This is a genomic window from Propioniferax innocua, from assembly GCF_006716235.1.
Classification (GTDB): domain Bacteria; phylum Actinomycetota; class Actinomycetes; order Propionibacteriales; family Propionibacteriaceae; genus Propioniferax; species Propioniferax innocua.
In genome coordinates this window covers 448,453-471,415 of sequence record NZ_VFOR01000002.1, presented here as the reverse complement: position 1 = coordinate 471,415, position 22,963 = coordinate 448,453, and the positions used below count along the sequence as shown (strand labels likewise).

Below are 22,963 nucleotides of genomic sequence, written 5' to 3'. Positions count from 1 at the left end.
CCGGTCGAATGTCTGTTCTGCAGGGGGCGAAGTCGTGGCGGATGAAGGTGGGGTCAGACGAAGTCGTGGCTCCAAAGACGTCGGTAGTGGCCGTCGTGGGCGAGCAGCTCCTGATGAGTGCCCCGTTCGAGGATCCGGCCCTCACCGAGCACGAGGATCTGGTCGGCGTGCTGCACGGTGCTGAGACGATGGGCGACCATCACCACGGTCGCCTGTTCGGTCAGAGCGTTGATGCCGTCGATGACGGCGGCCTGCTGTTCGGTGTCGAGCGCGGCCGTCACCTCATCGAGAAGCACCAGAGGTGCCTGCTTCACCAACGCGCGGGCGATCGCGACGCGTTGACGCTCACCGCCCGAGAGCGTGCCTCCTACATCGCCCAGGGGAGTGTCGAGCCCCTGCGGCAGACGTTCGACGAGTGGCGTCACCCGGGCCAGATCGAGCACTCGGGCAAGTTCGGCACCGGTGGCCTCGGGCCGGGCCAGCAGGATGTTCTCACGCAGGGTGCCGGCGAGCAGAGGTGTGTCCTGGAAGACGAAGGACACCTGTGCCGCGATCTGCTCGGCGGTCAGGTTCCGTATGTTGGTGCCGCCGAGACGAACCTCCCCGGCGTCGGCGTCCATGAACCGTGCGGCGAGACGCAGGATCGTGCTCTTGCCCGAACCGGAAGCCCCCACGATGGCGACATTCTGTCCCGGTCGCACGTCGATATCGATCCCGTCGAGCACCACGGCGGTGTCAGCTGTTGGATCGCCGTAGCCGTAACGGACGCCGGAGAGCTCGAGTGCGCCGGGATCGGTGATCGTTCCGGGAGTCGCGGGTTCGGTGAGGGGCTCGGTGGCGAGCAACGCATCGAGGCGGTCCATCGCGCCACCGGCCATGCGCAGGGCGGCCGACAGCTCGGCCACCGACCGGAGAGGCTCGGCCAACCGCACCGCGAGCAGGAACAGGATCACCGCATCGACGGGGTCGGCCACCCACCAGACCGTGAGCGCCAACAATGCGGTGAGCATCACCTGCACCATGAGGGTGAACAGCGTGACGCCGGGCAGCACGAGCCGGATCATCGCTCCGGAGCGCTTCGCGATGTCGGCCAGGGCAGCGTCCACACGTTCACGGCCCACGCTGTTGCGTCCGGCCAGACGCAGCGTCGGTTGAAGTCGGGAGAACTCGATGACGCGGCTGGCCGCCTCGGATTGGGCCTCGGCGAGTGCGGCGTCACTGCGGGCCACCATGCGGCGCCCCCACTCGGCGCAGGCCAGCAGCAGGGGGAGGAATCCCAACGCGACGAGGGTGATGCGCAGGTCGACGACCGCGATCACGACCAACAGGGTCAGCGGCATCACCGAGCTCGCCATGAGGCGGGGGAGCAGATGGGCCGGGAGCCCCATGATCTGCATGGCATCGGCGGTGACCAATCGGGCGACATCCCCGCGCCGGTCACGGGTGAACCACCCCAGGGGCAGGGCGGCGATGTGATCACCGATGCGGGAATTGATGCCCACGGCCAGGCCGTAACCACAGGCACGACTCATCCGAACCGCCATCCCCTGGAGGACCGTCCAGGCGACGGCGGCGACGGCAAGGATGATGGCGAGGGTGTGCGCGTCACCGGTGGACAACCCACGCACCACCGGGATCGTGAGCCCCAGCGTCAGACCCTCGGCGACGGCGGCGAGGGTGAGCATCGCCAGCGACAGGCGGTATCGGCGGGCGTCCGAACCGGTCAGGAGGCGGGCTGTGCGGCGGATCATGCGGTGACCTCTCGGGCTTGGCGCAGGGCGGCGAAACGTCCGGTGGGATCGGACGCCAGATCACCGGGAGCTCCTGCCTGCACCAGATGGCCGTCCTCCAGGACCCACACCACATCGGCGTCGTGGGCGAACCCGAGACGGTGGTCGATCCTCACCACGGTCGGCCGTTCCCCCATGGTGTTGACGGCGTTGCGGGGGGCGTCGGCCAGAGCGGCGTCGATGAGGGCCTCGGATTCGAGGTCGGCGAATGCGGTCGGCTCATCCAGCAGCAGGGTGCCGGGTGTGGAGAAGAAGGCACGGGCGAGCGCGAGACGCTGCCGTTCCCCGCCGGAGAACGTGGCGTCCTCACCGATGACGGTGTCGAGCCCGTCGGGGAGTTCCTCGACGCGATCCCAGAGCTGTGCTTTGCGCAGGGCATCTGCGATGGTGTCGGGGTCGGCGTCCTCATGACCGAGCATGACGTTCTCGGCGACCGAGCCGCGGATGATCCCGACATCCTGGGAGACATGACCGATGTGTGCTCCGACCTGTTCCAGCGGAATGTCGGCGAGGTCCACATCGTCGATCAGGATGCGGCCCGAATCGGGGGCGCGGAGACCGCAGAGGGTCTTGAGCAGCGTGGTCTTCCCTGCTCCGGAGGGGCCGACGATGGCGAGCTGCGTGCCAGGCTCGATCGTGGCGGAGACCCCCGCCAACAACACGCGGTCATCACTGACCACGGTGACGTCCTCCAAACGGATCCGTGGCCGCCTGCGGGGCCAGTTCCCGTCCTGTGGTCGTTCGTCTGTGCGGGTTCCGAGCACTTCCATCAGTCGTTCGGCCGCCCGACGCCCCGCGCTGATGTCCTGCATCGCGAACGCGAGGGCCAGAGCCGGTGCCGAGAGGCCCGGGGCCACGAGTGCCACGGCGATCACGGCGGCGACGGGCAGCCCCAGCAGTGCCCCTGCCACGACGGCCACGGCCGCGGCCAGGAGCGGTGAGAGGAGGATCTCCACCGCGGTCATGGCGCCCCCCACCTCCTTGGCCCAGCGCTGCACGAACGCGCCGTGGTCACCGACGGCGGCGTCGAACCGTGAATGCGCCGAACCACTGCGCCCGAAGACCTTGACCACCTGGACGTTCTCCACGTACTCGGTCGCGGCCCGGTCCAGTTCGGTCGTCGCTCGCTGATAGTGCGCCATCTTCGGGCCGAGGGTGCGGTTGTGATGGATCTGGATGGCGAGGCCGATGGCCGCCGGGACCAAAGCGATCATTCCGAGCAGGGGAGCGCGCCACAGCAGGTAGGCGATGCCGGCCACGGGGACCGAGAGGGCACCGACCACGTCGAGCCAGGCATGGGCGACGAGATGATGCAGGGCGCCCACGTCGTCGGTCGCGGCCCGTTTGACGGTGCTCGCAGGGGTGCGGGTGAACCAGTCGAGGCGGACGCGACCGAGATGATCGGTGAGGCGTCGGTGCAGGACGAGCTGGAGATCGTTGTCGGCGAGGTGCGCCACGGTCGTGGCCCCGGCCAGTGCCACGGCGCGGATGAACAGAGTGATCGCCATGGTGGCCACGAGATCCCAGCGGGGACCGTCTCCGGCGAGCAGACCTTCAGCGATGGCCGCAGTCAACATCATCGGCGCCACCGAACAGACTCCGGCAAGAGCCTGGAGCGTTCCGGCTGCGATGAGGCGGCCGTGTACGGGGCGGGTCAGAGAGGGGAGAGCGGACATGGGCATTGATGATAATGGGCGTCGCTTGATATTCCGCATTGAGGTGCTATCAATAACCGTTACTATTTATGGTCATCGATCCGATGAGGCTCCATGTCACAGTTCTCCCCGTCCGAGGTTCCTGACACCGTCAGTGCCGCCGATTCCTCCGTTCTCCGCCTGATCGTGGAGGAAGTGACCGGAACGCCACTGGGCGCCGGTGACGCCTCGCGGACACTCGCCGATCTCGGCGTCGACTCCTTCGGCGCACTCGCGGTGCGACGCGGGATCGCAGAACGTTTGGGCGTTCGGCTCGAGCTGGTGCACCTTCTGGGGTCGGTGACGCTGGGCGAACTGGAGGCCGAGGTGGCCCGTTCTGAAGAGACCCGCTCTGAAGAGGCACGTTCCGACGGGGGAGGCGTGGACGGCGAATCGATGCGCGTGGACGAGTCCGACACCACCGGTGCCGATCTGCGGGACGGGGCGCTCACTGCGGTGCAGGCCGCCTACTGGACCGGTCGTGGCGACGATTTCGAGCTCGGCGGGGTGGCGTCGTGGTGGTACCACGAGTACGAGTGTGAACCGACCGGTGATGTGGACACCTGGCTTGACGGGATCGAACGTGCGTGGCGTCGGGTGGTGGCCCACCATCCGATGTTGCGGACCGTCATCGGCCGCGATGGCCGACAGCACGTGGCCGTCCATGACGTCCGCTCGTGGCAGATGCCGCGCATGGACTGGCGCAACCGTCAGAGCGACGAGGCCCGGGAGGCCTTGGTCGCGCTCGGTGCCGAACGTTCACATCAGCGACGCCCCAGTGATGTGTGGCCGTTGTTCGACATCACCGCGGTGATCCTGCCCGCCGACGCCGAGGGGACCGCCCGTGTACGGCTCCTGGTTGGTTTCGACGTGTTGGTGATCGACTTCGCCTCGTGGTGTCTTGTCATGCGTCAGTGGGGTGAGATGGTCGATCATCCTGAACGAGATCTTCCTCGCGCTCCGGGTTTCGCCGAGGTTCTGGCCGACCGGGCCGAGAGCGAGGAGCACCGAGCCATCGTGGTGCGTGATGCCCAGTGGTGGGCGCAGCGGGACCTGCCCCACGGGCCCACGCTTCCGGTGGATCGGATCGGGGACCGGTTCACCCGTGAGCAGCGACGCCTGCCCGCCGGGGTGTGGGCGGCCCTGCAGGAACGCGCAGCCGAACACGGCGTCAGCCCCACGGCGGTGGTGTTGGCCACGTTCGCCCTCATGCTGGATCGCGTGCGTCGCGGTGAAGGCGGCTTCTCGGTGAACCTGACGCTCTATGACCGCCCGGAGGGCGTCGAGGCGATCGAGTCGGTGGTGGGCGACTTCACCACCACGGGCATCCTCAGCGTCCCGACCGAACCCACCAGGCGCGATTTCGCTGTCCTGGCGAGGGAGGTGAACGCCCGGCTGTGGGAGAGCGTGGAACACCGCGCACATGCCGGGATGCTCGAGCGTCGGCGTCGGGCTTCTGGGGCGGATCCGGATGTGGCGACTGATCCGGTGGTCTTCACCTCCGGCATCGGCGGCCCGGATCCGAGTGTGGACCAGTGGCTCGGGGAGCGGGCGTTCGGTGTCTCGCAGACCCCGCAGGTGATTCTGGACCACCTCGTGTGGGTCGAGGAGGGGGAACTCGTGCTCACCTGGGACCACCGCACCGGTTCCTGGCCCACGGGTTTCTGGGATCTGTTCACCCAAGGCGAGCTCAACGCCCTGACCCGTCTTTCGGGCGCTGAGGACTGGGGGCGACCCGGCCTGCTGTGGGATCCGCTGGCCGCCGACCACGGCGTCGTCCCCCGTGGGGAGGGAGGCCCGCTGTTGGTGGATCCCTGGCGGGAGACCTGTGCCGACGGGCGCGGTGCCGTTGCTCTGTGGTCGGGTGGGCAGAGCCTCGGCCATGACGACCTGATGGCCAGGGCCTGTGATGTGGCGTCGATGCTCGTCGAGCGCGGAATCGGCCCCGGTGATCTGGTGATGGTGGCCTGCCCGCGTGGCGTCGCACAGATCGTCGCAGTGCTCGGTATCGAACTGGCGGGGGCGGGTTATGTGCCGGTCGACACGCAGTGGCCTGCGGTTCGGCTGGCCAGTGTGCAGCGACGCTCCGGGCTGGGGTGGGCCATCTGCTGCGAGACCGATGATGTGGAACTTCCAGAATCGGTGGGGCGCATCGACCTCGACTCTGATGGGCGACCGGTGGCCCCTGCTTCCGATCCGCGGGTTTTCGACCAGGCGTCCACACCTCGGGCCGATGAGCTCGCCTACGCCATCTTCACCTCCGGCTCGACGGGGGAACCGAAGGGCGTGGCCATCGAGCACCAGCAGGCCCGCACCACCATCGACGATGTCAATGAACGGTTCGCCATCGGTGCCGACGATGTGGTGCTGGGGGTATCGGCGCTGAGTTTCGACCTGTCGGTGCACGACATCTTCGGGACGCTGGGGTCCGGTGGCACCCTCGTGCTTCCCGACGTCGACCGAGCCAGGGATCCTGAGCACTGGCTGGAGCTGATGGGGCGTCACGGCGTCACGGTGTGGAATTCCGCGCCACCGCTGCTGGAGATGCTTGTCGAATACGCCGAATTCGCTCCCGGCGCCGCCGAGGCGCTGGCGTCGTTGCGTGTCGTCATGCTCTCGGGCGATTGGATCCCGGTGTCACTACCGGATCGCCTGCGTGCGCTGGCGCCGCAGGTGAGCGTCAACAGTCTGGGCGGTGCGACGGAAGGATCGATCTGGTCGATCACCTACCCGATCGGTGAAGTGGACCCGGCGTGGCCGTCGATCCCGTACGGCCGTGGGCTGCGTGAACAGTGGTTCCACATCCTCGATTCCGAGGGATGGCCGGTGCGTGTCGGTGAGGTGGGGGAGCTGTGGATCGGTGGCAACGGCGTCGCCCAGGGGTATGTGGGTGATCCGGAGAAGACCGCCGAACGCTTCGTCGTCCATCCGGTGTTGCAGGAACGTCTGTATCGCACCGGTGATGTCGGACGCTGGCGCCCGGACGGGAACATCGAGTTCCTCGGGCGCACCGACCGGCAGGTCAAGGTGCGCGGGCATCGGATCGAGCTCGGTGAGGTCGAGGCAGGGTTGCTGCGCACGCCCGGAGTGCGTAGCGCGGTGGCGCTGGCCATGCCCGGCCCCGATGAGCGTCCACGGCTCGTGGCCCACGTGGTGCCCGCGCCCGGGGCGGAGGTGGATGAACGTGAACTCGCGCGTCGACTCTCAGCCGAACTGCCGGAGTACATGGTGCCGACGCGAATCCTGCTGCACAACGGACTGCCGACCACTGAGAACGGCAAGATCGATGTGAAGGCCCTGCCTAACCCGTACCGCGGTGCGCGTGGAGCCCGGCCGAAGGAGAAGGCGTCCGTGAGCACCGAACCTGTGGGCGCCGGGTCCGAAGGGGATGGCGTGCGGACCGCCGTGGCCCCCGAGCGTCCCGAGGCCGACAGCGCCCCGGGCCTGCCGGAGGTCATGGCGACGGAGACGCGCGCGTGGCAGAAGGTGCTGGCTGAGCTCATCGGCGTCGAATCGGAGGAGCGAATCGAACCGGGAGGGTGGCCGGAGCGAACCCTGGTGGACTGTGGCGTCACGAGTCTCGGGCTCGTCCGTCTGGCCAACGCCATGGAGGACGCCGGCTTCCCGCGCCCGCGCTTCGCCGAGCTCATGGGCGGTGCGACGGTGGCGCAGCTCGTCGCCCGGCATGCGCCGTCTTCACGTCCTGCCGCTCAGGATCGGCCCTCCTCCTCCTCGCGGTCCATGGCCGAACCGAGCTCGCGAGAGCGGCGGTCATCTGTGGGGGAGACCTCGCCGGGGCGAACGGTGACCGCAGAACCGGCGGTGGAGGTACGCGGTGGTGGCGATTCCCTGGCCGATCGACTGCGGCTTCTGGCTGATCGGCTCGAGCGTCTGGACGCCGAACTCGCCGCGACCCGGGCCGCGCTCTCCGGTGTGACGGCCCACGGCGCTCCAGCGGGCTCTGAGCCAGCCGCCATCTCCGATGCGGCCCCGACCCCGGGTGGTGTCGCCGAATCGGTGTCGGCCGTGCCGCAGGAGGCCATGTCCGATGCAGACGAGTGGCCTCTCACCGAGATGCAGCTCGCCTATCTGGTGGGTCGGGCACCGGATGCCTCGGGTGTTGCGGTGGCTCCGCACTACTACACCGAGGCGCTGGTTTCCGACCTCGACGCCGAGCGGTTGCAGCGGGCGCTGGACACCCTCGTGGAGCGGCATCCGATGCTTCGGACGGTCGTCACCGAGACCTCCACCCATCGTCTCGATCCCGATGCTGGATGGACGCTGGAGACCGCCGATCACCGGCATCTGGACCGTGAGGCCCAGCTGGGCGAACGTGACCGCATCCGTGCCGAACGGGACCATCGCCTCCTGCCCGTCGACCGGGCACCGATGATGCGTCTTCTGGCGGTCCGTCTGGATGAGCGCTTCTGGCGTCTGCACCTGGATCTGGACCTGTTGTTCTGCGATGCCAGCAGCGCCCATCTTGTGATCAGCGAGCTCGCGACACTGATGCGCGGGGGTCGGCTCGATGTTCGGCGACCGGGTAATCCGTTCGCGCAGTGGTGTCGTGAACGCGAGGGGGCGGACCGCACTGCTGCCCGCGAACACTGGCGCGCGCGGGCGGCGTCGATGCCGCTGGATCCGCCGGTGTCGCTCGGCCCCGGTGATGGACGGTTCCGGCGCCGCCGGTTGGAGTTGACGCCCCGACGCTGGGCCGAGGTGCGTGCCGAGGCGCGGACTGCCGGACTGACACCGACCGCATGGATCGCCGATGCATTGGGTCAGGCCGTGGATGCATCGGCGGGGTTCCCCGTGGTGCTGACCACCACCGAACGCCCCGAGGGCTGGACCGATGTGGTGGGGGACTTCTCCGGCACGATGCTGCTGGCCATCGATCCGACCGCGCCGGAGACCGAGCGTCGAGCCGCTCTGCGGGAGCAGTACTGGTCGGGTCTGGAACATGCCTCCGGGGCGTCGGGTGTGCATGGCAACGAGGTGCTGCGGATGTTGCGCGACCGCGATGCCGACGTGCGTCTGCCGATCGCCATCTCCAGCGCCCTGGGCGGGGTGCGGGGTGATGCCTCCCAGCTTCTGGACGCGCTCGGCACCACCGAGTACGCGATCTCCCAGACGCCGGGGGTGTTGCTCGATGTGCAGTTGTTCGAGTCCGACGGATCGTTGGTGGTGGTGTGGGACGCGGTGTCGTCGGCGTTCCCGACGGGCTGGCTGGAATCCCGGTTCGCCCGGTTCACCGAGTTGCTGCACGGTCGCTCGACGGCCGTCGGCATCGGTGATGCGATGGAACAGATCCTTGGCGAGCTGCTCGGTGCACCGATCGACCGGGCCGCGAGCTTCTTCGAACTGGGAGCGACCTCACTGCAGCTGGTCACGGCTCACCGGCGGCTCCGGGAAGCGGGTTTCGATATCGGTGTGGTCGACGTGTTCGCCCATCCCAGCGTCGCGGCGCTCGAAGCTCAGCATGGAGGAACACATCCGAAGCGGGAGCATGCGGGAACCCTCCGCGCGGGGGAGGGCGGTTCGGCTCCCGAACCCCGTGCCGACCGGGTGCACGACCCGCTGGAACGCGCACGCCGTCGCGGACGCCGCAGGGCTCAAGTGGTGCGGGAACGGGGGTGATGAGCAGCAGGCCCTGCCATTAACATCGGCGCATGATCGAAGACTCCGAGGCAGCAGCTCTGGCTTCCGTCGCGGTGGAGTCGGTTCTCAAAACAGCCAATGACGGACTGGTCCTCCGGTACGGCAGGCTGGAGTCGGTCGATGTCCAGCCCGACGGCACCACCTGCGTGGTGTTCTGCCTGCAGGACGGACACGATGCATGGCCTGCGCGCGTCGGTATCTGCTTTCGCGTCACTGGCGAGAACGACATTCGCGAAGCAGGCAGCTTGGCTTTCCATCTTGAAGAGGCTGCGGATTCGATGCCGGAATCCCGACGCAGAATCCTCACGGAGAGCGACGGTGATGGGATCGCATGGCTGCGTGGCAGCGAGCCCGACCGCCCGGCCATCCTGTGACAGACTCTCTCGGCAGAGGGTATTTGCAGGACAACGGCAGACTCATCCACCGCTACGCGGCCAACGACTTCGTGGACGCCGTTCGTGAATTCGCTGAATCCGTCTTCCGAGTGTGACCGGTGCCTCAGACGTACGCCCATCGGCGCAGACGGACTGCTGTGCAGTATTGGCCTGGGCACCGATTGGTTTCATCGCTGCGTGAGGCCTCGGGCAAGACGTGTGTCCTCGTCAGGGGGGCGCTTCCGGCTCGTTGTCAATTCTGCTGTACGGGGCGCCGAGGCCCTACGGGTGCCCCGTATCGTCACCGATTCAGTGTGCGAAGCCGACCAGGGAGTGCTCCAATGCATAGCTCATGCGCTGGTGCATCTCTTCGCTGGATGCACCTTCCTCTGCCGCTATGAGCCCTGCGGCCTGCACAGCCCCGAGCGCCCCTCCGACCATGGGTGCGACCTTGCTCGGAGGCGCATCCGTTGCGTCGGCGACACTCTCGGTGAGGGCGATGGCCAAGGCGGAGAGCTGAGCCACAAGCGAACGTGGCAATCGACCGAGGCTCGCTGTTTGGGCACGATCGGCTGCATGGCGTACGAGTGTGGAGTCTGCGGTGGCCATGTCGATCATGGCTGCAACGGCGTGCTTGACCCGGGCGCTGGGGCTGGGGGAAGACGATGCTGCCGCCGCCTGCACTGCAACCTCTCGGAAGGTGTCCACATGTGTGAAGAGGAGGTCCTCCTTCGAGGGGAAGTGCAGGAAGAACGTGCGCTGTGACACACCTGCGTCTGCTGCTATTTCTGCCACGGTGGTCGCAGTGAACCCTCTCTCGTCGAACAATCGCGTGGCGCTCTTCAGGATGGCCTCTCGTGTGCGGCGGCGCCTCAGTTCGTGCCCATTCGTCACGGTGATCACCTGATCTCAAGGTCGAAGTGAAGATATACGCGGTCGTCGTCGCTGTCGGCCCTCATTGAATCGTGCCCTGGCGTGCCGTATGGGGCGTTCGCCGACGGGCCAGCCTCACCATCTGAACCAAGGTCCGCGGCGGGTACCGCAGATAGACAGTGTGAGGGCGAACCTTGCGGGTGAGCGCATCTGTCCCGCCGTCGCAGTACACGATCTGACCTGTCATGAAGCGGTTGCGTTCGGATGCCATCCAACAGATCAGGTCCGCGATGGGCTGCACGGGCCCTGGCGTTCCAAGGGGTTGCGGCAAGGCCGCCTCCAAGAGGTCCCGGTCGCGTTCCCATGTTGCCAAGAGCGCGTCAGTGGCAATGACTCCGGGCGCTACGGCGTTGACCGTGATTCCAGGCTTGGTCCACTTCTCGTCCACCGCCGTCGCGCGGACCCAGTGGTTCAGTGCGATCTTGCTCGAACGGTAGATCTGGCTGCCGCGGCCGGTGGCGGTGAGGCGGCCAGCCACGGCGCGTGCACGCGTCTCATCGCCGTTCTTGGCAGCTCGGATCAGGGCGACGTTCCCACGATTCAGTGTCGATGAGGAGGAGACAGCGACGACGGTGGGTGCGTTGCTGGCGACGAGCAGGCCGTGGAGCATTGAAGTCACCTCGGTTACGCCGAAATAGTTCAATGAGACTGTGTTCGGGTGGGGTGCGCCGGATCCGGCGACTGCGACGATTGCGTCCAGGCGACCGCCCGTGATGTTGCGCACGGCTGTGGCCAAGTGGATCCGGCCGTTGCGCTGAGTGAGATCTGCTTGTACATCAACATGCGCGCCGATGCCTGCGCGGATGATCATGCCTGAGCGGGGCAGGGACTCCGCGATTGCGCGACCGAGCCCGGAATCGGCACCTGTAACGAGGGTGACTCGTCCCGAAGTGTGCATATCTGCACTCTAGGGAGAAGTGTGCAGATATGCAATTATTTTCGTGGCGCGTTGACTGGTGAACACGTGGTTCGCATGACCACGGAGTGGTCAATCGTCGAAGGCCTACGAACTTGTGTCGGCAATTGGTGCTTCGTCGGGGGGGGGCGATGTGGCTAGATCTGTTGTTCCAGCAACTCGACTGTTTGGGTGAGCCCGTCCTCGTGTCGTGATATCGCAGCCAGTGCACGTGCACGTCTGGCGTACTGGGAAGCCTGTGGGCCGGTGGTGAGCTCGGTCACCAAGCGGGTCAGTTCTGCGACATCCAGGCGGTTGCGGCGCAGACGTCCCGGTTCTGGCCCCATGCCCAGCGCGTGCAGTCGCGAGGCATGGAAAGGTTGGTCAACGCCGAAGGGGATCACCACCGAGGGGCGTCCGCTGCGTAGAGCCTCATGGGTGGTGCCAGCGCCACCGTGGTGGATGGTTGCCGCGACCATCCCGAAGAGATGCTCGAACGGGGCCGCAGCGATGGCAAGGACATCGTCGGACAGGTGTCCGTTCTCCGTTTCGGAGGGGCTGAGCGTGAGCAGTGGGTATCCGGTGGCTCGGGCCGTGTCGAGGATCGCTGTCAGGTCCTGCTCGCAGGTGAACCGTGTGAAGCTGCCGAATCCGACGAACACTGGATTCCGTGTGAGGAACTCCGCCAATCGTGTACCCGGTTGCCAGGGTTGGGGTGGTGCGCAGAGATAACCGGTCTGGCGTGTGGATGCAGGCCAATCGGGGGCTGGCGGCACGATCAGCGGACTGGCGGCCAGAATGATCGGATACTTGTCAGCCATACGTGTGAGTGCAGCCGCGCCCTTGTGTGGCAACCCGAGTCGACGACGTACGCACGTGGTGAGCGCGCTGCCCAAGGAAGTCGAGAGCCGCCAGCTGAGGCCGGTTCCCCAACGGTCGTAGGGGGCCCATCCACTGAAGAACTGCGGTGCCAGAAAGCTCTCTCGGTGCGTCGTGGGCAACTGGCCGGTGAAGACGACGGTGGTCATGCGGCAGCCGAGGCCAGCGACGCAGGCCATCGCTGCGCCACGTCCCAGGACGCCGGTGATGATCATGTCGTCGCTGTGAACGCTACAGACCAGCGCGTCGGCGAGGCTGTCGGTCATGGCGGAGGTCCAACGACGTAGTAGCAGGTATTGGCCACCGAATGACCTGGACAGCACCTCCTGCGTGGGCGTGCGGGTCAATGCTTCGCCGAGGCTGGTGTCAATGGCCGTGAACTCTGCGCCGGGAGCCAAATGCGATACCAGTGGTCGGTATTCGGCCAAGGCCACCACGCGGGCCTCGTGGCCGGATGCAATCAGTGCGTCGGCGAGCGCCGCCAGAGGTTGGACATCGCCTCGTGACCCGAGAGCCAACAACACGAACATGGAATGAACCCTAGAGGGTCGGCGGGCGGCCGGACCGGGAGTGCACTGTTTTTACGTCAGGCGGGGAATGCGCTGGGTTGTCCAGCCCTGCTGGGTTTCGGCGGAGACACTGCGTCGTCAATGAGTGTGGTGAGAGGGCTGCCCCGCAGTGGAGTCGGTTCTCAACGTCGCCAATGACGGACTGGTCTCGCGGTACGGCAGATTGGAGTCGGTCGATGTCCAGCCCGACGGCATCACCTGCGTGGTGTTCTGCCATACCTGACGCCATGCGGGTGAGTGGAGGATGGTAGAACTCTCACATGATCTCGGTTGCAGACGGACACAACGATCTTCCGTGGGCCATCCGTGCGGGAGGTGGGTTGGACGCGGTCGATCTCGCCGAGGCCCCACAGTTCCACACCGACATCCCGAGGCTGGCCGCCGGTGGCGTCCGCGCTCAGTTCTGGTCGGTGTTCGTGCCGGGAACCGAACGGTGGGCACGAATCGAGGGCGTCGATCCCTTCACTGCCACCTGCGAGCAGATCGACATCGTCCACCGCATGATCCACCGTTGGCCCGAGCACTTCCGACTCACCACCACCGCTGCCGGGCTCACCGACCTCGCATCGTTGGAACGCGGGCCGGTGGCCTCACTGCTGGGCGCCGAAGGCGGGCACAGCATCAACAACTCCCTGGGAGCCCTGCGCACCCTCTACCGTCTCGGCGTCCGCTACATGACGCTGACGCACAACCAGAACAACGATTGGGCCGACTCCGCGACCGACGAACCCCGTCACGGCGGCCTCACCGACTTCGGTCGCGAGGTGGTGGCCGAGATGAACCGCATGGGCATGATGGTCGACCTCTCCCACACCGCCCCCAGCACCATGGCCGATGCCCTCGACGTGTCGAAGGCCCCGGTGATCTTCACCCATTCGAGCGCCCTCGGCATCACCGACTACCCGCGCAACGTTTCCGATGAGATCCTCCAGCGCATGGCGGCCGGAGGGGGCACGTGCATGGTGTCGTTCGTCGCCCCGTTCGTGAACGACGCCGCCCGCGACTGGCGACTCGCCTACGAGGCCGCCAAGGCGAACGTCGCTCCCGATGAGCATGATGCCTTCGACGCCTCGTGGATCGCCGAACACGGAACCTGCCCCATGGCGACCATCGACGACGTGGTGCGTCACGTGAATCATGTGCGTGACGTGGCTGGGGTCGATCATGTGGGTCTCGGCGGCGACTACGACGGCACGACGCAGCTCACCGCCGGGCTCGAGGACGTGGCGTCCTACCCGCACCTGTTCAGCGCCCTGTCCGAGCAGGGCTGGTCCGATGATGACCTGACCAAGTTGGGGTGGCGCAACATCGCCGCGTCGTTCGCTCGCGTCGAGGAAGCCGCCGAGGAGTCTTGGGTGACCTCATGATGCTGGAGGTCGCCGTACGTTCGGTGGCCGACGCCAAGGCGGCGTCGGCCGGGGGAGCGGACCGTGTCGAAGTGGTCGGTGAGGTCCGGTACGGCGAGATGAGCCCCGAACCCACCGTCGTCGCCGAGGTCTGCCGGGAGACCGACCTGCGCGTGCGCGCCCGCCTCAGGCTCCGGGAGGAATACACGACCGACGGCGGCGAACTGGTGCGGCTGCGCGCTCTTGCACACGAGTACACCCGAGCCGGGGCAGAGGGCATGGTGCTGGGATTCCTCACACCCTACGAAGAGATCGACGCCGAACTCTGTGGCGCCGTCGCCGGTGACGCCCCGTGGCCCTGGACCTTCCACGACGCCGTGGACCACGCCTTCGATTCGGACAAGGCATGGCGTGTTCTACGGCAACTACCGCGGTGTGATCAGGCGCTCACCGCAGGCTCGCCACGAGGTGTGGAAGCCGGGCTCGACGAGATCCTGACGCGGGCCCGCGAGGCCGATCCGTCATTGCTCCTGGTCGGCGGGGCCTTGGAGGCCGACCACGTTCCGTGGCTCGTCGGTGCAGGCATCCGGAATTTCCGACTCGATGTGCAGGTGCGTCCCGCGCGGTCATGGGACGAACCGGTGGATGCCGATTTCGTACGCGTGTGGCGGCGTCTGCTCGATGACGCCGAATCACGCTTCGGGTGACGGCACGGGCCTCTCAGTTCAGCCTGTGGTCTCTCAGTTCTTGAGGAAATCCGGCGGCAAGTTGCCGTCGTCATCGGCTAGGGCAGTCCGGGGCATGCCCTCCCAATTGCATTCCACACCCAGCGACGGGCGGCCCTTGAGCGCATACCACGTGGCCGCCGGATCCTTCAGGATCCCGTTCTTGCCCCGTTCCCGTAGTTGATTCATGGCATGGGCCAACGAACCGGGCGTGATGGCGTTGAGATCGAACGACTTCAGATCATCGAACTTCTGCCCCGGCTCCCTGCCGACCCACTGCACCGGCATGTCCGGGCGTCGGAACAGATAGATCGGACGCTTCTCACGGACACCGAAGAAGAACACCGCGTCCTGGGTCGCGTTCTGGGCGGCGAGCGAGATGCTCACCGGGGCCACCGATGCCGCCTTCGCGAGGCTGCGCACGGCCAGATCGACGTCTTCAGGTTTTACGTAGTCGAGTCGTGGAACCTGCTGCATGCCCTTGATGAAGTTGACTCGATTGTTGGGGCCGTCACCCTTGGCCACCGTCAACACCGGCTGCAGATAGGTGTTCTCCTGACGCGCCACGAGTGATGCACCGCCGTGTTCGGCGAGCAACGCCTCGATGTTCCCCAGATCGAAGGTCGTCAGCTCGAAAGGCTGCAGGGAGGGCAGATCATCGCCGCTGGCCTTGCCCTCGCTCCAGCTTCCGTTCCGCCACGTGTGCAGCGTGTGTTCTTCATCCACCACATCGACGCGTTTGGCGTCCGCGCTGATCTTGATCACCAGACCGGACTCGATCTTCTCCTGCAGGTGGGGGAGCAACGTGCCCCAGTCGGGTGTAGGAGAGACGACACTGCAGCCAGTGGCTGCGGTGATTCCAAGCGCGATCGAGGCGCCCAAGAAAGTCCGCCGGGGAAGGAAGAGTGAAGTCACCATCCCGAGGATAGTCCAAGCCGTGGACACATGCCCGCACTATGCCGGTATTCGCGCCATTATCCGCAGCACGCCGGATTTGCAGCACGCGGGACGCGAAAGTTTCCTGCCGGTGGGGCTCGCCTCGCACCCACGGGAGGCTCGACGCCCGAAGCATGCAACAGTGGGTGTCATGCTCATCCCGGAACCACAGGACCGGCCCTTTCGACACCGCGAGGCCACCAGAGTGGTCGTCCTCAACGAGGACGCCGCCGGGGACTCGGTACTTCTGTTCGAGGATTCCGATCCCGGGCTCCCGGACCGACGTTGGTGGGTGACGCCCGGTGGCGGCATCGACCCTGGTGAGGACGAACTCGACGCCGGAGTCCGTGAACTCCAGGAGGAGACCGGCCTGCGCGTGGAACGCGCCGACCTCATCGGGCCACTGGCCACGCGTCGTGTCGTGCATGGCTACACCGACCAGATCCTGGTTCAGCGAGAGACGTTCTACGGGGTCCGCACGTCACGGTTCGATGTCGACACCAGCGGGCACACGGAGGACGAGAAGATCACTCTCCAGTCGTGGCGCTGGTGGCCGGTGGATGAACTCGCCCGGACCGACGCCTGGATCTGGCCCGGCTACCTTCTGGATCTCGTGGCTGGGACGCGCCAGACGCCCGAGACGCCGGTGGATCACGGCGACCAGTTCGACGAGTCGACCGTCGGGCTCCTGCCCGAACAGATGCGGAACATCCTCGGAAGCTGAACCATCGAAACAATGGGCCGCTGGCTCCGGGCTGTTGAGCAAGTGAGCCGTTGAGCGCTGGGCTGTTGAGCAAGTGAGCCGTTGAGCGCTGGGCTGTTGAGCACTGGGCCGTTGAGCAAGTGGACCGTTGAGCGCTGGGCCGTTCCTGCGACGGGCCGTCTCAACAAGCCGTGCCGTCTCATCAAGCTGTGCCGTCAAGGCGAGTTGGTCAGTTCATCATCCGGTAACGGCGGTGGCGTCGGCGTCGACGTTCTGCCAGTGGAAGGGCGATCAGCTCGGCCACGTGGTGTTCGACGGCGTCGATGATGCGATGACAGAAATCCACCCATTCCTCCGTCGTCGCCGTGGCGGGATCGGGTTCGGCGACGATCTCGTCCACGGCTCCGGACCGCTGGAGATCGGCCGCACGGATCTGGTGAAGGTCGGCCATCTCGGGTGCCCGATCACGGGTGCGATGGATGATCGCGCTGGCCCCTTCAGGAGGCAGGGGAGCGATCCATCCGTGTTCGGCGCAGATGGTGCGATCCGCGGGTAGCAGAGCCAATGCGCCCCCACCGCTGCCCTCACCGAGGACCACCGAGATGACCGGAACAGAAGTGGTTGCCAATCGGGCCAGACAGCGGGCGATCTCTCCGGCCAGACCACCTTCCTCCCCCTCGGCGGAGAGCTCAGCCCCAGGTGTGTCGATCACCGTCACCACCGGTAGATCGAGCTCCTCGGCGAGTCGGATCCCGCGTTGAGCCACGCGCAGAGCAGCAGGCCCCAGCTCCGCGTCCTGCTGAGCGCGTCGATCTTGCCCCACGAGCACACATGACCACGTCCCGAACCGCGCGAGTCCGGTGATGATGGTGTGGTCGCTCTCACCCGAACCGGTTCCACTCAGCGGGATGAAGCGAGTGCTGCGGGCAGTCAACAGCTCGCGCAGGCCGGGCCGGTCGGAGCGACGCGTCGCGGTGACCGACTCCCACGCCGACCCCGGCTCCCTGGGCTCGACCGAGGCAGAATGACGCTGGGGCTCCTGCGGACTCAGCAGGATGTCGAGGGTCGCGATCCCCATCTCACGCACTCCGTCCAATGGCACCACTCCATCGATCACGCCGACTGACGAGAGGTTCTCCGCGGTCTGAACATCTTCGGGAAAGGGCTCACCGATCAGGAGTTCTCGGACGCGGGGCCCGAGGAAACCGATCAGGGCTCCGGGCTCGGCCACCGTCACATGTCCCAGCGAACCCCAGGACGCCAGCACCCCGCCGGTGGTGGGGTGGCGCAGATACACGATGTACGGCAGATGGGCGGCCCGATGTTCCATGACGGCTTGGCCGATCTTCACCATCTGGATGAAGGCAGGTGTCCCTTCCTGCATGCGCGTGCCGCCCGAGGACGGCGACACGAGCAGAGGCAACCCCTCCTTTGTGGCCCGCTCGATCGCCGATGTCAGCCGTTCACCGGCGGCGGCGCCGATGGAGCCGGCCAGAAAACCGAACTCTCCGGCCGCGACGGCGACCCGGCGTCCACCGAGCACTCCTTCACCGGTGATGACCGCCTCGTCGACACCGGCCCGCTCCGTAGCGCGGGCCAGCTGGTCGGCGTATTCGGGGCTCGGGTCGGGCTGGGTCGGTGCCACATCCCAGGAGCGAAATGAGGCGTCATCGAGGATGGCGTCGATGAGGTCACGGGCATGCGCGGCCATGGCGTCCTTTCGGCATCGGTGGATCATCGCTGATCGTCTCCAGCAAACAGTGTTGCCGGACGCCCGGCAATGGCAGGATCTGCCGGGAGACACGACCTGGGAATGTGACCAACCGGGGATGGTTGATGCGCCCTGGGTCTGTTGGTGGCCGGTGTGTGGGGGGGGGGCGGGGGTGTTGGTGGTCGGGTGTATGGATGCTCGGGGTGTTGGTGGTCGGCGTGATGCCTGGTGCTGGTCCGGGCATTTCCATGGAACCCCGGTTCCTGCTGCTCCGCCTTTACGTGAAGCCGTGTCTGTCCGGCACAAGGTAGAGGTGGAGGATATGTCCTTTTGAAGCGTCGTCCCACCTCTGCGTAAAGCCGTGTCTGCTCGGCACAAGGTAGAGGTGGAAGCGTCACCGCCGGGACGGTCGCTCTCGTGGCGGCAAAACCTGCTGGAAGTGCTCACCGGCATGCTCCGATGGAAAAATCTGAATGTCCAGATGAATTGCGGACGGCACCCGGGCGATCAGGTCTGGGTCCTGCATGCGGCGAACAGCGCTGAGCACCGTTTGATCGTTGCCCACGGGTGATCAGGATCCGGAGCAGTGCCTATGACCCAGCGTCCTGGTCGCAGGATCCAACGGCTTGGTCGCAGAATGTGTTGTCGCGGGAAGCAGTTCAGACGGACGCAGCGGTTCGTCCCGAGAGCGACGTTTCGGTTCGGCGTGGGCACCGGTTCGGCGTGGGCACCGGTTCGGCGTGGGCACCGGTTCGGCGTAGGCATTTCTGCAGCTTCAGCAAGAGGGCAAGATGCATGGAAAAACGTTGCGGACAGTATCTGTCCGCAACGCCGTCGGTTTTCCGGTTTCCGCCGGTGATTGAGGACGCCTTTTGACCTGAATGATTTTCAATGTGTGTGGGGGCCTTGCATGGATTGATGGAACCGGTGGGGGCTTTGCATGGGTTGGGAGATCTGTGGGGGCTTGTAGGGATTGATGGAACAGTGGGGGCCTTGTAGGGATTGGCAGATCCGTGAGGGAGACAGACAGCGCTGGGATGGCGACGGGGCCGTGCGGGCCACCAGAGGGGTGGCGGGGTCAGAAGGGCGACAGGCTGAGGCGCGGTGTGGTGTTGGCCGGTGCGGTGCGGTGCCGGGGTGCGGTGCGGTGCTGGGCGCCGCAATGCTGGGGGTGTAGCGCGGTGCGGTGTCGGGCAGTGTTGGCCGGTGCAGTGCAGGCGCTGAAGGAGGCGTCGGCAGGTGCTACTTCTGGATTGGCTGCGATGCCCCGGCACAGTATGGAAAGGGCGGGACCGGGCATCGTTCGTGTCGAAGGTGCCTCTGCCTCTACGTGAAGCCGTGTCTGTCCGGTGCAAGGCCGAGGTGGGAGTCAGCAGTCCTGAGTGGGACGTTCCACCTCTGCGTAAGGCCGTGTCTGCCGAGCGCAAGGTTGAGGTGGAGGTCGGCAGCCCTGAGCGGGACCTCCCACCTCTACAGAGAGCCGCGTCTGCCCGGCGCAAAGTCGAGGCGGAAACCCAGCGGGCGTTCGGTGTCAGGCCGGCGGGATGAAGTCGATGGTGATCAGGGGGTTGAAGCCCTCATCGGAGATCTCCAGACGTGTGGGGCCGCGAGGGATGTCGAATGACACCCAGCCACGGGCCTCCGAACCGGAGCCGGTGACCTCCTGGTTGTTGAGGTAGGGCTCCTTGGCTGCGCCGATCGAGGGGACGTATTGATTGCCCTCGAGGTCATAGGCCGCGTACTGGATCGACTCGACCACCATGGTTCCCTCCTCGGTCTCGACCAGCAGATCGATGTTGAGATAGGAGCCCCGACTGGGATCGATGTTGCCATCGTCGGCCCAGTCCGCTGTGACGACGGTGATCCAGCCGGTTCCGTACAGTCCCTGGACATGCACGCGGTCGCCGACCTCGGCCACCTGCACTTCGGGCGGTTCGCCTTCACGGGGAATCAGCTCGGTCTCTTCCGCGCCCGGAACCGGTCCGTCTGAGCCGGTCTGCTGCTGGATGCGCTGTGACCGTAGGAACAGGCCGCCGGAGATGACGAGGGCCAGCACCAATGACCCGATGATGATCATGGTGGGCAAGGTGAGCTCGATGCCGAGGAAAGATTTGGGGGCGTCATCGTCGGCATCCGCATGCGGCTCTGGCGTCGTACGTGGGGTCGCGTTCGTACGTGGGGCCGCGTTCGTACGTGGGGCATCGAAGTCCGGGCCATGCGAGTCCGTCTCGTCCGGACTCTCCGAGGGCACAGGGTCGCCGGGCAGGCGTTCATCGGGGAAACGCGCGGATTCCTGTGGGCGCGCATATCCCTCAGTGTCATCGGACCAGCGACTCATCACAGCTCCTCGGCATCGATGATGCGGTAGGCATAACCCTGCTCGGCCAGGAAACGCTGCCGATGCTGGGCGAAGTCCGCATCCACGGTGTCACGTGCCACCACAGCATAGAAAGTCGCCGAAGCGCCGTCCTTCGGACGCAGCAAACGGCCGAGACGCTGAGCCTCTTCTTGGCGTGATCCGAACGCTCCGGAGACCTGGATCGCCACCTCGGCGGTGGGCAGATCCACCGAGAAGTTGGCGACCTTCGACACCACCAGCAGATCGATCTCGCCGCTGCGGAACCGTTCGTAGAGTTCCTCCCGCTGCTTGGTGCTCGTCGAACCGGTGATGACCGGCGCATCCAGCCGCTCGGCCAGGTCGGTGAGTTGGTCGACGTACTGCCCGATCACCAGCGTCGGCTCCCCGGCGTGCCGGTTGACGATGTCGAGGGTCACCTCCGTCTTGCGGGCAGCGCTCGCCGCAAGGCGGTAACGCGCTTCGGGATCGGCCATCGCATAGGCGAGGCGGTCATCGTCGGGCAGCGTCACCCGGACCTCGACGCAGTCCGCCGGGGCGATCCAGCCCTGCGCCTCGATATCCCGCCACGGGGCATCGAAACGCTTGGGCCCGATGAGGGAGAACACCTCTCCCTCCTGGCCGTCCTCTCGCACCAGCGTCGCTGTGAGCCCCAGGCGACGCCGCGCCTGGAGGTCGGCGGTGCGTCGGAACACCGGGGCCGGCAGCAGATGCACCTCGTCATAGATGATCAGGCCCCAGTCACGGGCGTCGAACAACTCGAGGTGGGGGTGTACACCGTTTCGTTTGGTGGTGACCACCTGGTAGGTCGCGATCGTGACCGGGCGGATCTGCTTCCGGGCCCCGGAGTATTCGCCGATCTCGTCGGCGGTCAACGAGGTCCGACGCACGAGTTCGTCGCGCCACTGACGGGCCGACACGGTGTTGGTCACCAGGATCAGGGTGGTGGCCGACGCCTGCGCCATCGCCCCGGCGCCCACGAGCGTCTTGCCTGCGCCGCAGGGCAGTACGACCACACCGGAGCCCCCGTGGCGGAACGCCTCGACCGCCTGCCGCTGATAGGGCCGCAACTCCCAGTCGTCCTCCTCGAGATCGATCGTGTGTGCCTCACCGTCGATATAGCCGGCAAGATCCTCAGCGGGCCAACCCAGCTTGAGGAGCACCTGCTTGAGGTGTCCGCGTTCGCTGGGATGGACCACGACCGTGTCGGCGTCGATCTGTCGGCCGATCAGGCCTTTCACCTTGGCCGAACGCGTCACTTCGGTGAGCACTGCACGATCCGAGGTCACGAGAACCAGGCCGTGCGTCGGGTGTGACTCGAGCCGCAGCCGCCCGTATCGCTCCATGGTCTCGGCGATGTCCATCAGGAGTGAGCCGGGGACGGGGTATCTGCTGTAGCGCAGGAGGACGTCGACGACTCCTTCTGCGTCATGCCCGGCAGCACGTGCGTTCCACAGGCCCAGTGGAGTCAGACGGTAGGTGTGGATGTGTTCTGGGGCTCGCTCCAGCTCGGCGAACGGCGCTATCTCGATACGGCAGTCGTCGGCTTGTTCATGATCGACCTCGAGAAGGAGCGTTCGATCGGACTGGACGACCAGCGGCCCGCCCGTCATGGGGTCGCGGTCGGCGAATCCGGGGCCGAGGGGTTGTCCAGATTGAAGGACTGTGCCGGTGTGGAGCTCGGCTCGGGCTGTTCATCCATGGGCGGAGAATACGTCAGCGTCGCATAGCTGTATTCCGATTCCTCATCCTTGTTGAAGGCGAACCCCTGGACCTGCACCGATCCCGAGACGCGTGGACACGCCACCGTCATCGACGTCGAGGGGCCGCGGTACTCCTGCGACACCGACCCGCCGAACACCGACACGTCGTATCCGGTGGCATTCTCCGACCCGCTCCACGAGATCGTGAAATGGGAGTCCCGGTTGCACACGTCATCGAGATCCACACTGCTGAAAGTGATTGGCTCCGGGATGCCTGTCGGCGCGTCATCGGAAGGCGACGGCTGACTGCTCGTCGTCTGCTCCGTCGGCTCCGGCTCATCGATATCCGGGGCCGGCGCCGGGGGACGGCCAGGACGGTCCTGTTGTGTGGGGCGATCGCTGGGCGCAGGGGGCTTCGTTGACGACCGTGGAGATCGCGGAGTGGACGACGCACGTGCCGAACTCGAGCTCGATGGCCGCGGGGTGGGAGTCGAGCTCGAAGTCGGGCTCGGGCTCGGGGTCGGTGTGGCGGTGGGTGTGGTGGAGGGCGTCGTCTCCACGAAGGGAGGGGTGGACGACGCCGGTGCCGGAACAGGAGGCTTGGTGCGATGAGGCTCCTGAGCGGTCTGTGAGGATTCCTGGCCCCGGAACAGCCACAGCGCAAAAGTCAAGACGCCGACCAGGAGGACGG

Annotated in this window: 16 protein-coding genes; 6 read left to right on the top strand and 10 right to left on the bottom strand. The window is 66.3% G+C overall.

What is annotated here, in order from left to right; genetic code table 11:
* Positions 1-53: 53 nt before the first annotated feature.
* Both FB460_RS08865 and FB460_RS08860 read right to left on the bottom strand, forming a co-directional pair.
* Positions 54-1,751, bottom strand: a complete 1,698-nt coding sequence (locus tag FB460_RS08865) for an ABC transporter ATP-binding protein (protein ID WP_142093763.1) — start codon at positions 1,749-1,751, stop codon at positions 54-56.
* Positions 1,748-3,466 carry an ABC transporter ATP-binding protein gene (locus tag FB460_RS08860; protein WP_170210023.1) on the bottom strand — a complete coding sequence of 573 codons (1,719 nt, stop codon included), beginning with the start codon at positions 3,464-3,466 and terminating at the stop codon, positions 1,748-1,750. The genes FB460_RS08865 and FB460_RS08860 overlap by 4 nt, the downstream gene beginning before the upstream one ends.
* A 93-nt stretch (positions 3,467-3,559) precedes the next feature.
* Between FB460_RS08860 and FB460_RS08855 the strand changes: the two genes are divergently transcribed.
* Both FB460_RS08855 and FB460_RS08850 read left to right on the top strand, forming a co-directional pair.
* On the top strand, positions 3,560-9,121 hold the full coding sequence (locus FB460_RS08855; RefSeq protein ID WP_142093761.1) for a non-ribosomal peptide synthetase: 5,562 nt from the start codon (positions 3,560-3,562) through the stop codon (positions 9,119-9,121).
* 32 nt (positions 9,122-9,153) lie between these two features.
* Positions 9,154-9,516 carry a hypothetical protein gene (locus tag FB460_RS08850; protein WP_142093760.1) on the top strand — a complete coding sequence of 121 codons (363 nt, stop codon included), beginning with the start codon at positions 9,154-9,156 and terminating at the stop codon, positions 9,514-9,516.
* A gap of 309 nt (positions 9,517-9,825) precedes the next feature.
* Here FB460_RS08850 and FB460_RS08845 read toward each other — a convergent pair whose 3' ends face one another.
* From FB460_RS08845 to FB460_RS08835, 3 genes are all read right to left on the bottom strand, one after another.
* Positions 9,826-10,410, bottom strand: a complete 585-nt coding sequence (locus tag FB460_RS08845; RefSeq protein WP_170210022.1) for a TetR/AcrR family transcriptional regulator — start codon at positions 10,408-10,410, stop codon at positions 9,826-9,828.
* A gap of 61 nt (positions 10,411-10,471) precedes the next feature.
* On the bottom strand, positions 10,472-11,347 hold the full coding sequence (locus FB460_RS08840) for an SDR family oxidoreductase (protein ID WP_142093758.1): 876 nt from the start codon (positions 11,345-11,347) through the stop codon (positions 10,472-10,474).
* A 155-nt stretch (positions 11,348-11,502) separates the two neighbouring features.
* Complete coding sequence (locus FB460_RS08835) at positions 11,503-12,753, bottom strand: nucleotide disphospho-sugar-binding domain-containing protein (protein WP_142093757.1); 1,251 nt, start codon at positions 12,751-12,753, stop codon at positions 11,503-11,505.
* A 299-nt stretch (positions 12,754-13,052) separates the two neighbouring features.
* Here FB460_RS08835 and FB460_RS08830 point away from each other — a divergent pair, with 299 nt between their 5' ends.
* Positions 13,053-14,159, top strand: a complete 1,107-nt coding sequence (locus FB460_RS08830) for a dipeptidase (protein ID WP_142093756.1) — start codon at positions 13,053-13,055, stop codon at positions 14,157-14,159.
* Positions 14,144-14,845 carry a copper homeostasis protein CutC gene (locus FB460_RS08825; RefSeq protein WP_246044344.1) on the top strand — a complete coding sequence of 234 codons (702 nt, stop codon included), beginning with the start codon at positions 14,144-14,146 and terminating at the stop codon, positions 14,843-14,845. Before FB460_RS08830 ends, FB460_RS08825 begins: the two co-directional genes overlap by 16 nt.
* A 33-nt stretch (positions 14,846-14,878) precedes the next feature.
* Here the strand turns inward: FB460_RS08825 and FB460_RS08820 are convergent, their stop codons facing one another.
* Positions 14,879-15,778 (bottom strand): hypothetical protein, encoded by a 900-nt coding sequence (locus FB460_RS08820; protein ID WP_142093755.1) that lies wholly within the window; start codon positions 15,776-15,778, stop codon positions 14,879-14,881.
* A 172-nt stretch (positions 15,779-15,950) separates the two neighbouring features.
* Between FB460_RS08820 and FB460_RS08815 the strand changes: the two genes are divergently transcribed.
* Positions 15,951-16,523, top strand: coding sequence for an NUDIX hydrolase (locus FB460_RS08815; RefSeq protein ID WP_142093754.1), 573 nt, complete (start codon positions 15,951-15,953; stop codon positions 16,521-16,523).
* 208 nt (positions 16,524-16,731) lie between these two features.
* Here the strand turns inward: FB460_RS08815 and FB460_RS08810 are convergent, their stop codons facing one another.
* From FB460_RS08810 to FB460_RS08795, 4 genes are all read right to left on the bottom strand, one after another.
* Entirely contained in the window at positions 16,732-18,213 is a 1,482-nt protein-coding gene (locus FB460_RS08810; RefSeq protein WP_142093753.1) for a carboxyl transferase domain-containing protein, read from the bottom strand.
* Positions 18,214-19,744: 1,531 nt separating this feature from the next.
* Positions 19,745-20,551, bottom strand: a complete 807-nt coding sequence (locus FB460_RS08805) for a DUF4352 domain-containing protein (RefSeq protein ID WP_142093752.1) — start codon at positions 20,549-20,551, stop codon at positions 19,745-19,747.
* On the bottom strand, positions 20,551-22,182 hold the full coding sequence (locus FB460_RS08800) for a DNA repair helicase XPB (protein WP_142093751.1): 1,632 nt from the start codon (positions 22,180-22,182) through the stop codon (positions 20,551-20,553). The genes FB460_RS08805 and FB460_RS08800 overlap by 1 nt, the downstream gene beginning before the upstream one ends.
* Positions 22,179-22,517, bottom strand: a complete 339-nt coding sequence (locus FB460_RS08795; RefSeq protein ID WP_142093750.1) for a hypothetical protein — start codon at positions 22,515-22,517, stop codon at positions 22,179-22,181. The genes FB460_RS08800 and FB460_RS08795 overlap by 4 nt, the downstream gene beginning before the upstream one ends.
* A gap of 196 nt (positions 22,518-22,713) precedes the next feature.
* On the opposite strand from FB460_RS08795, the gene FB460_RS13070 reads away from it, so the two are divergent.
* Complete coding sequence (locus tag FB460_RS13070; RefSeq protein WP_170210021.1) at positions 22,714-22,884, top strand: hypothetical protein; 171 nt, start codon at positions 22,714-22,716, stop codon at positions 22,882-22,884.
* The last annotated feature ends 79 nt before the right edge of the window (positions 22,885-22,963 follow it).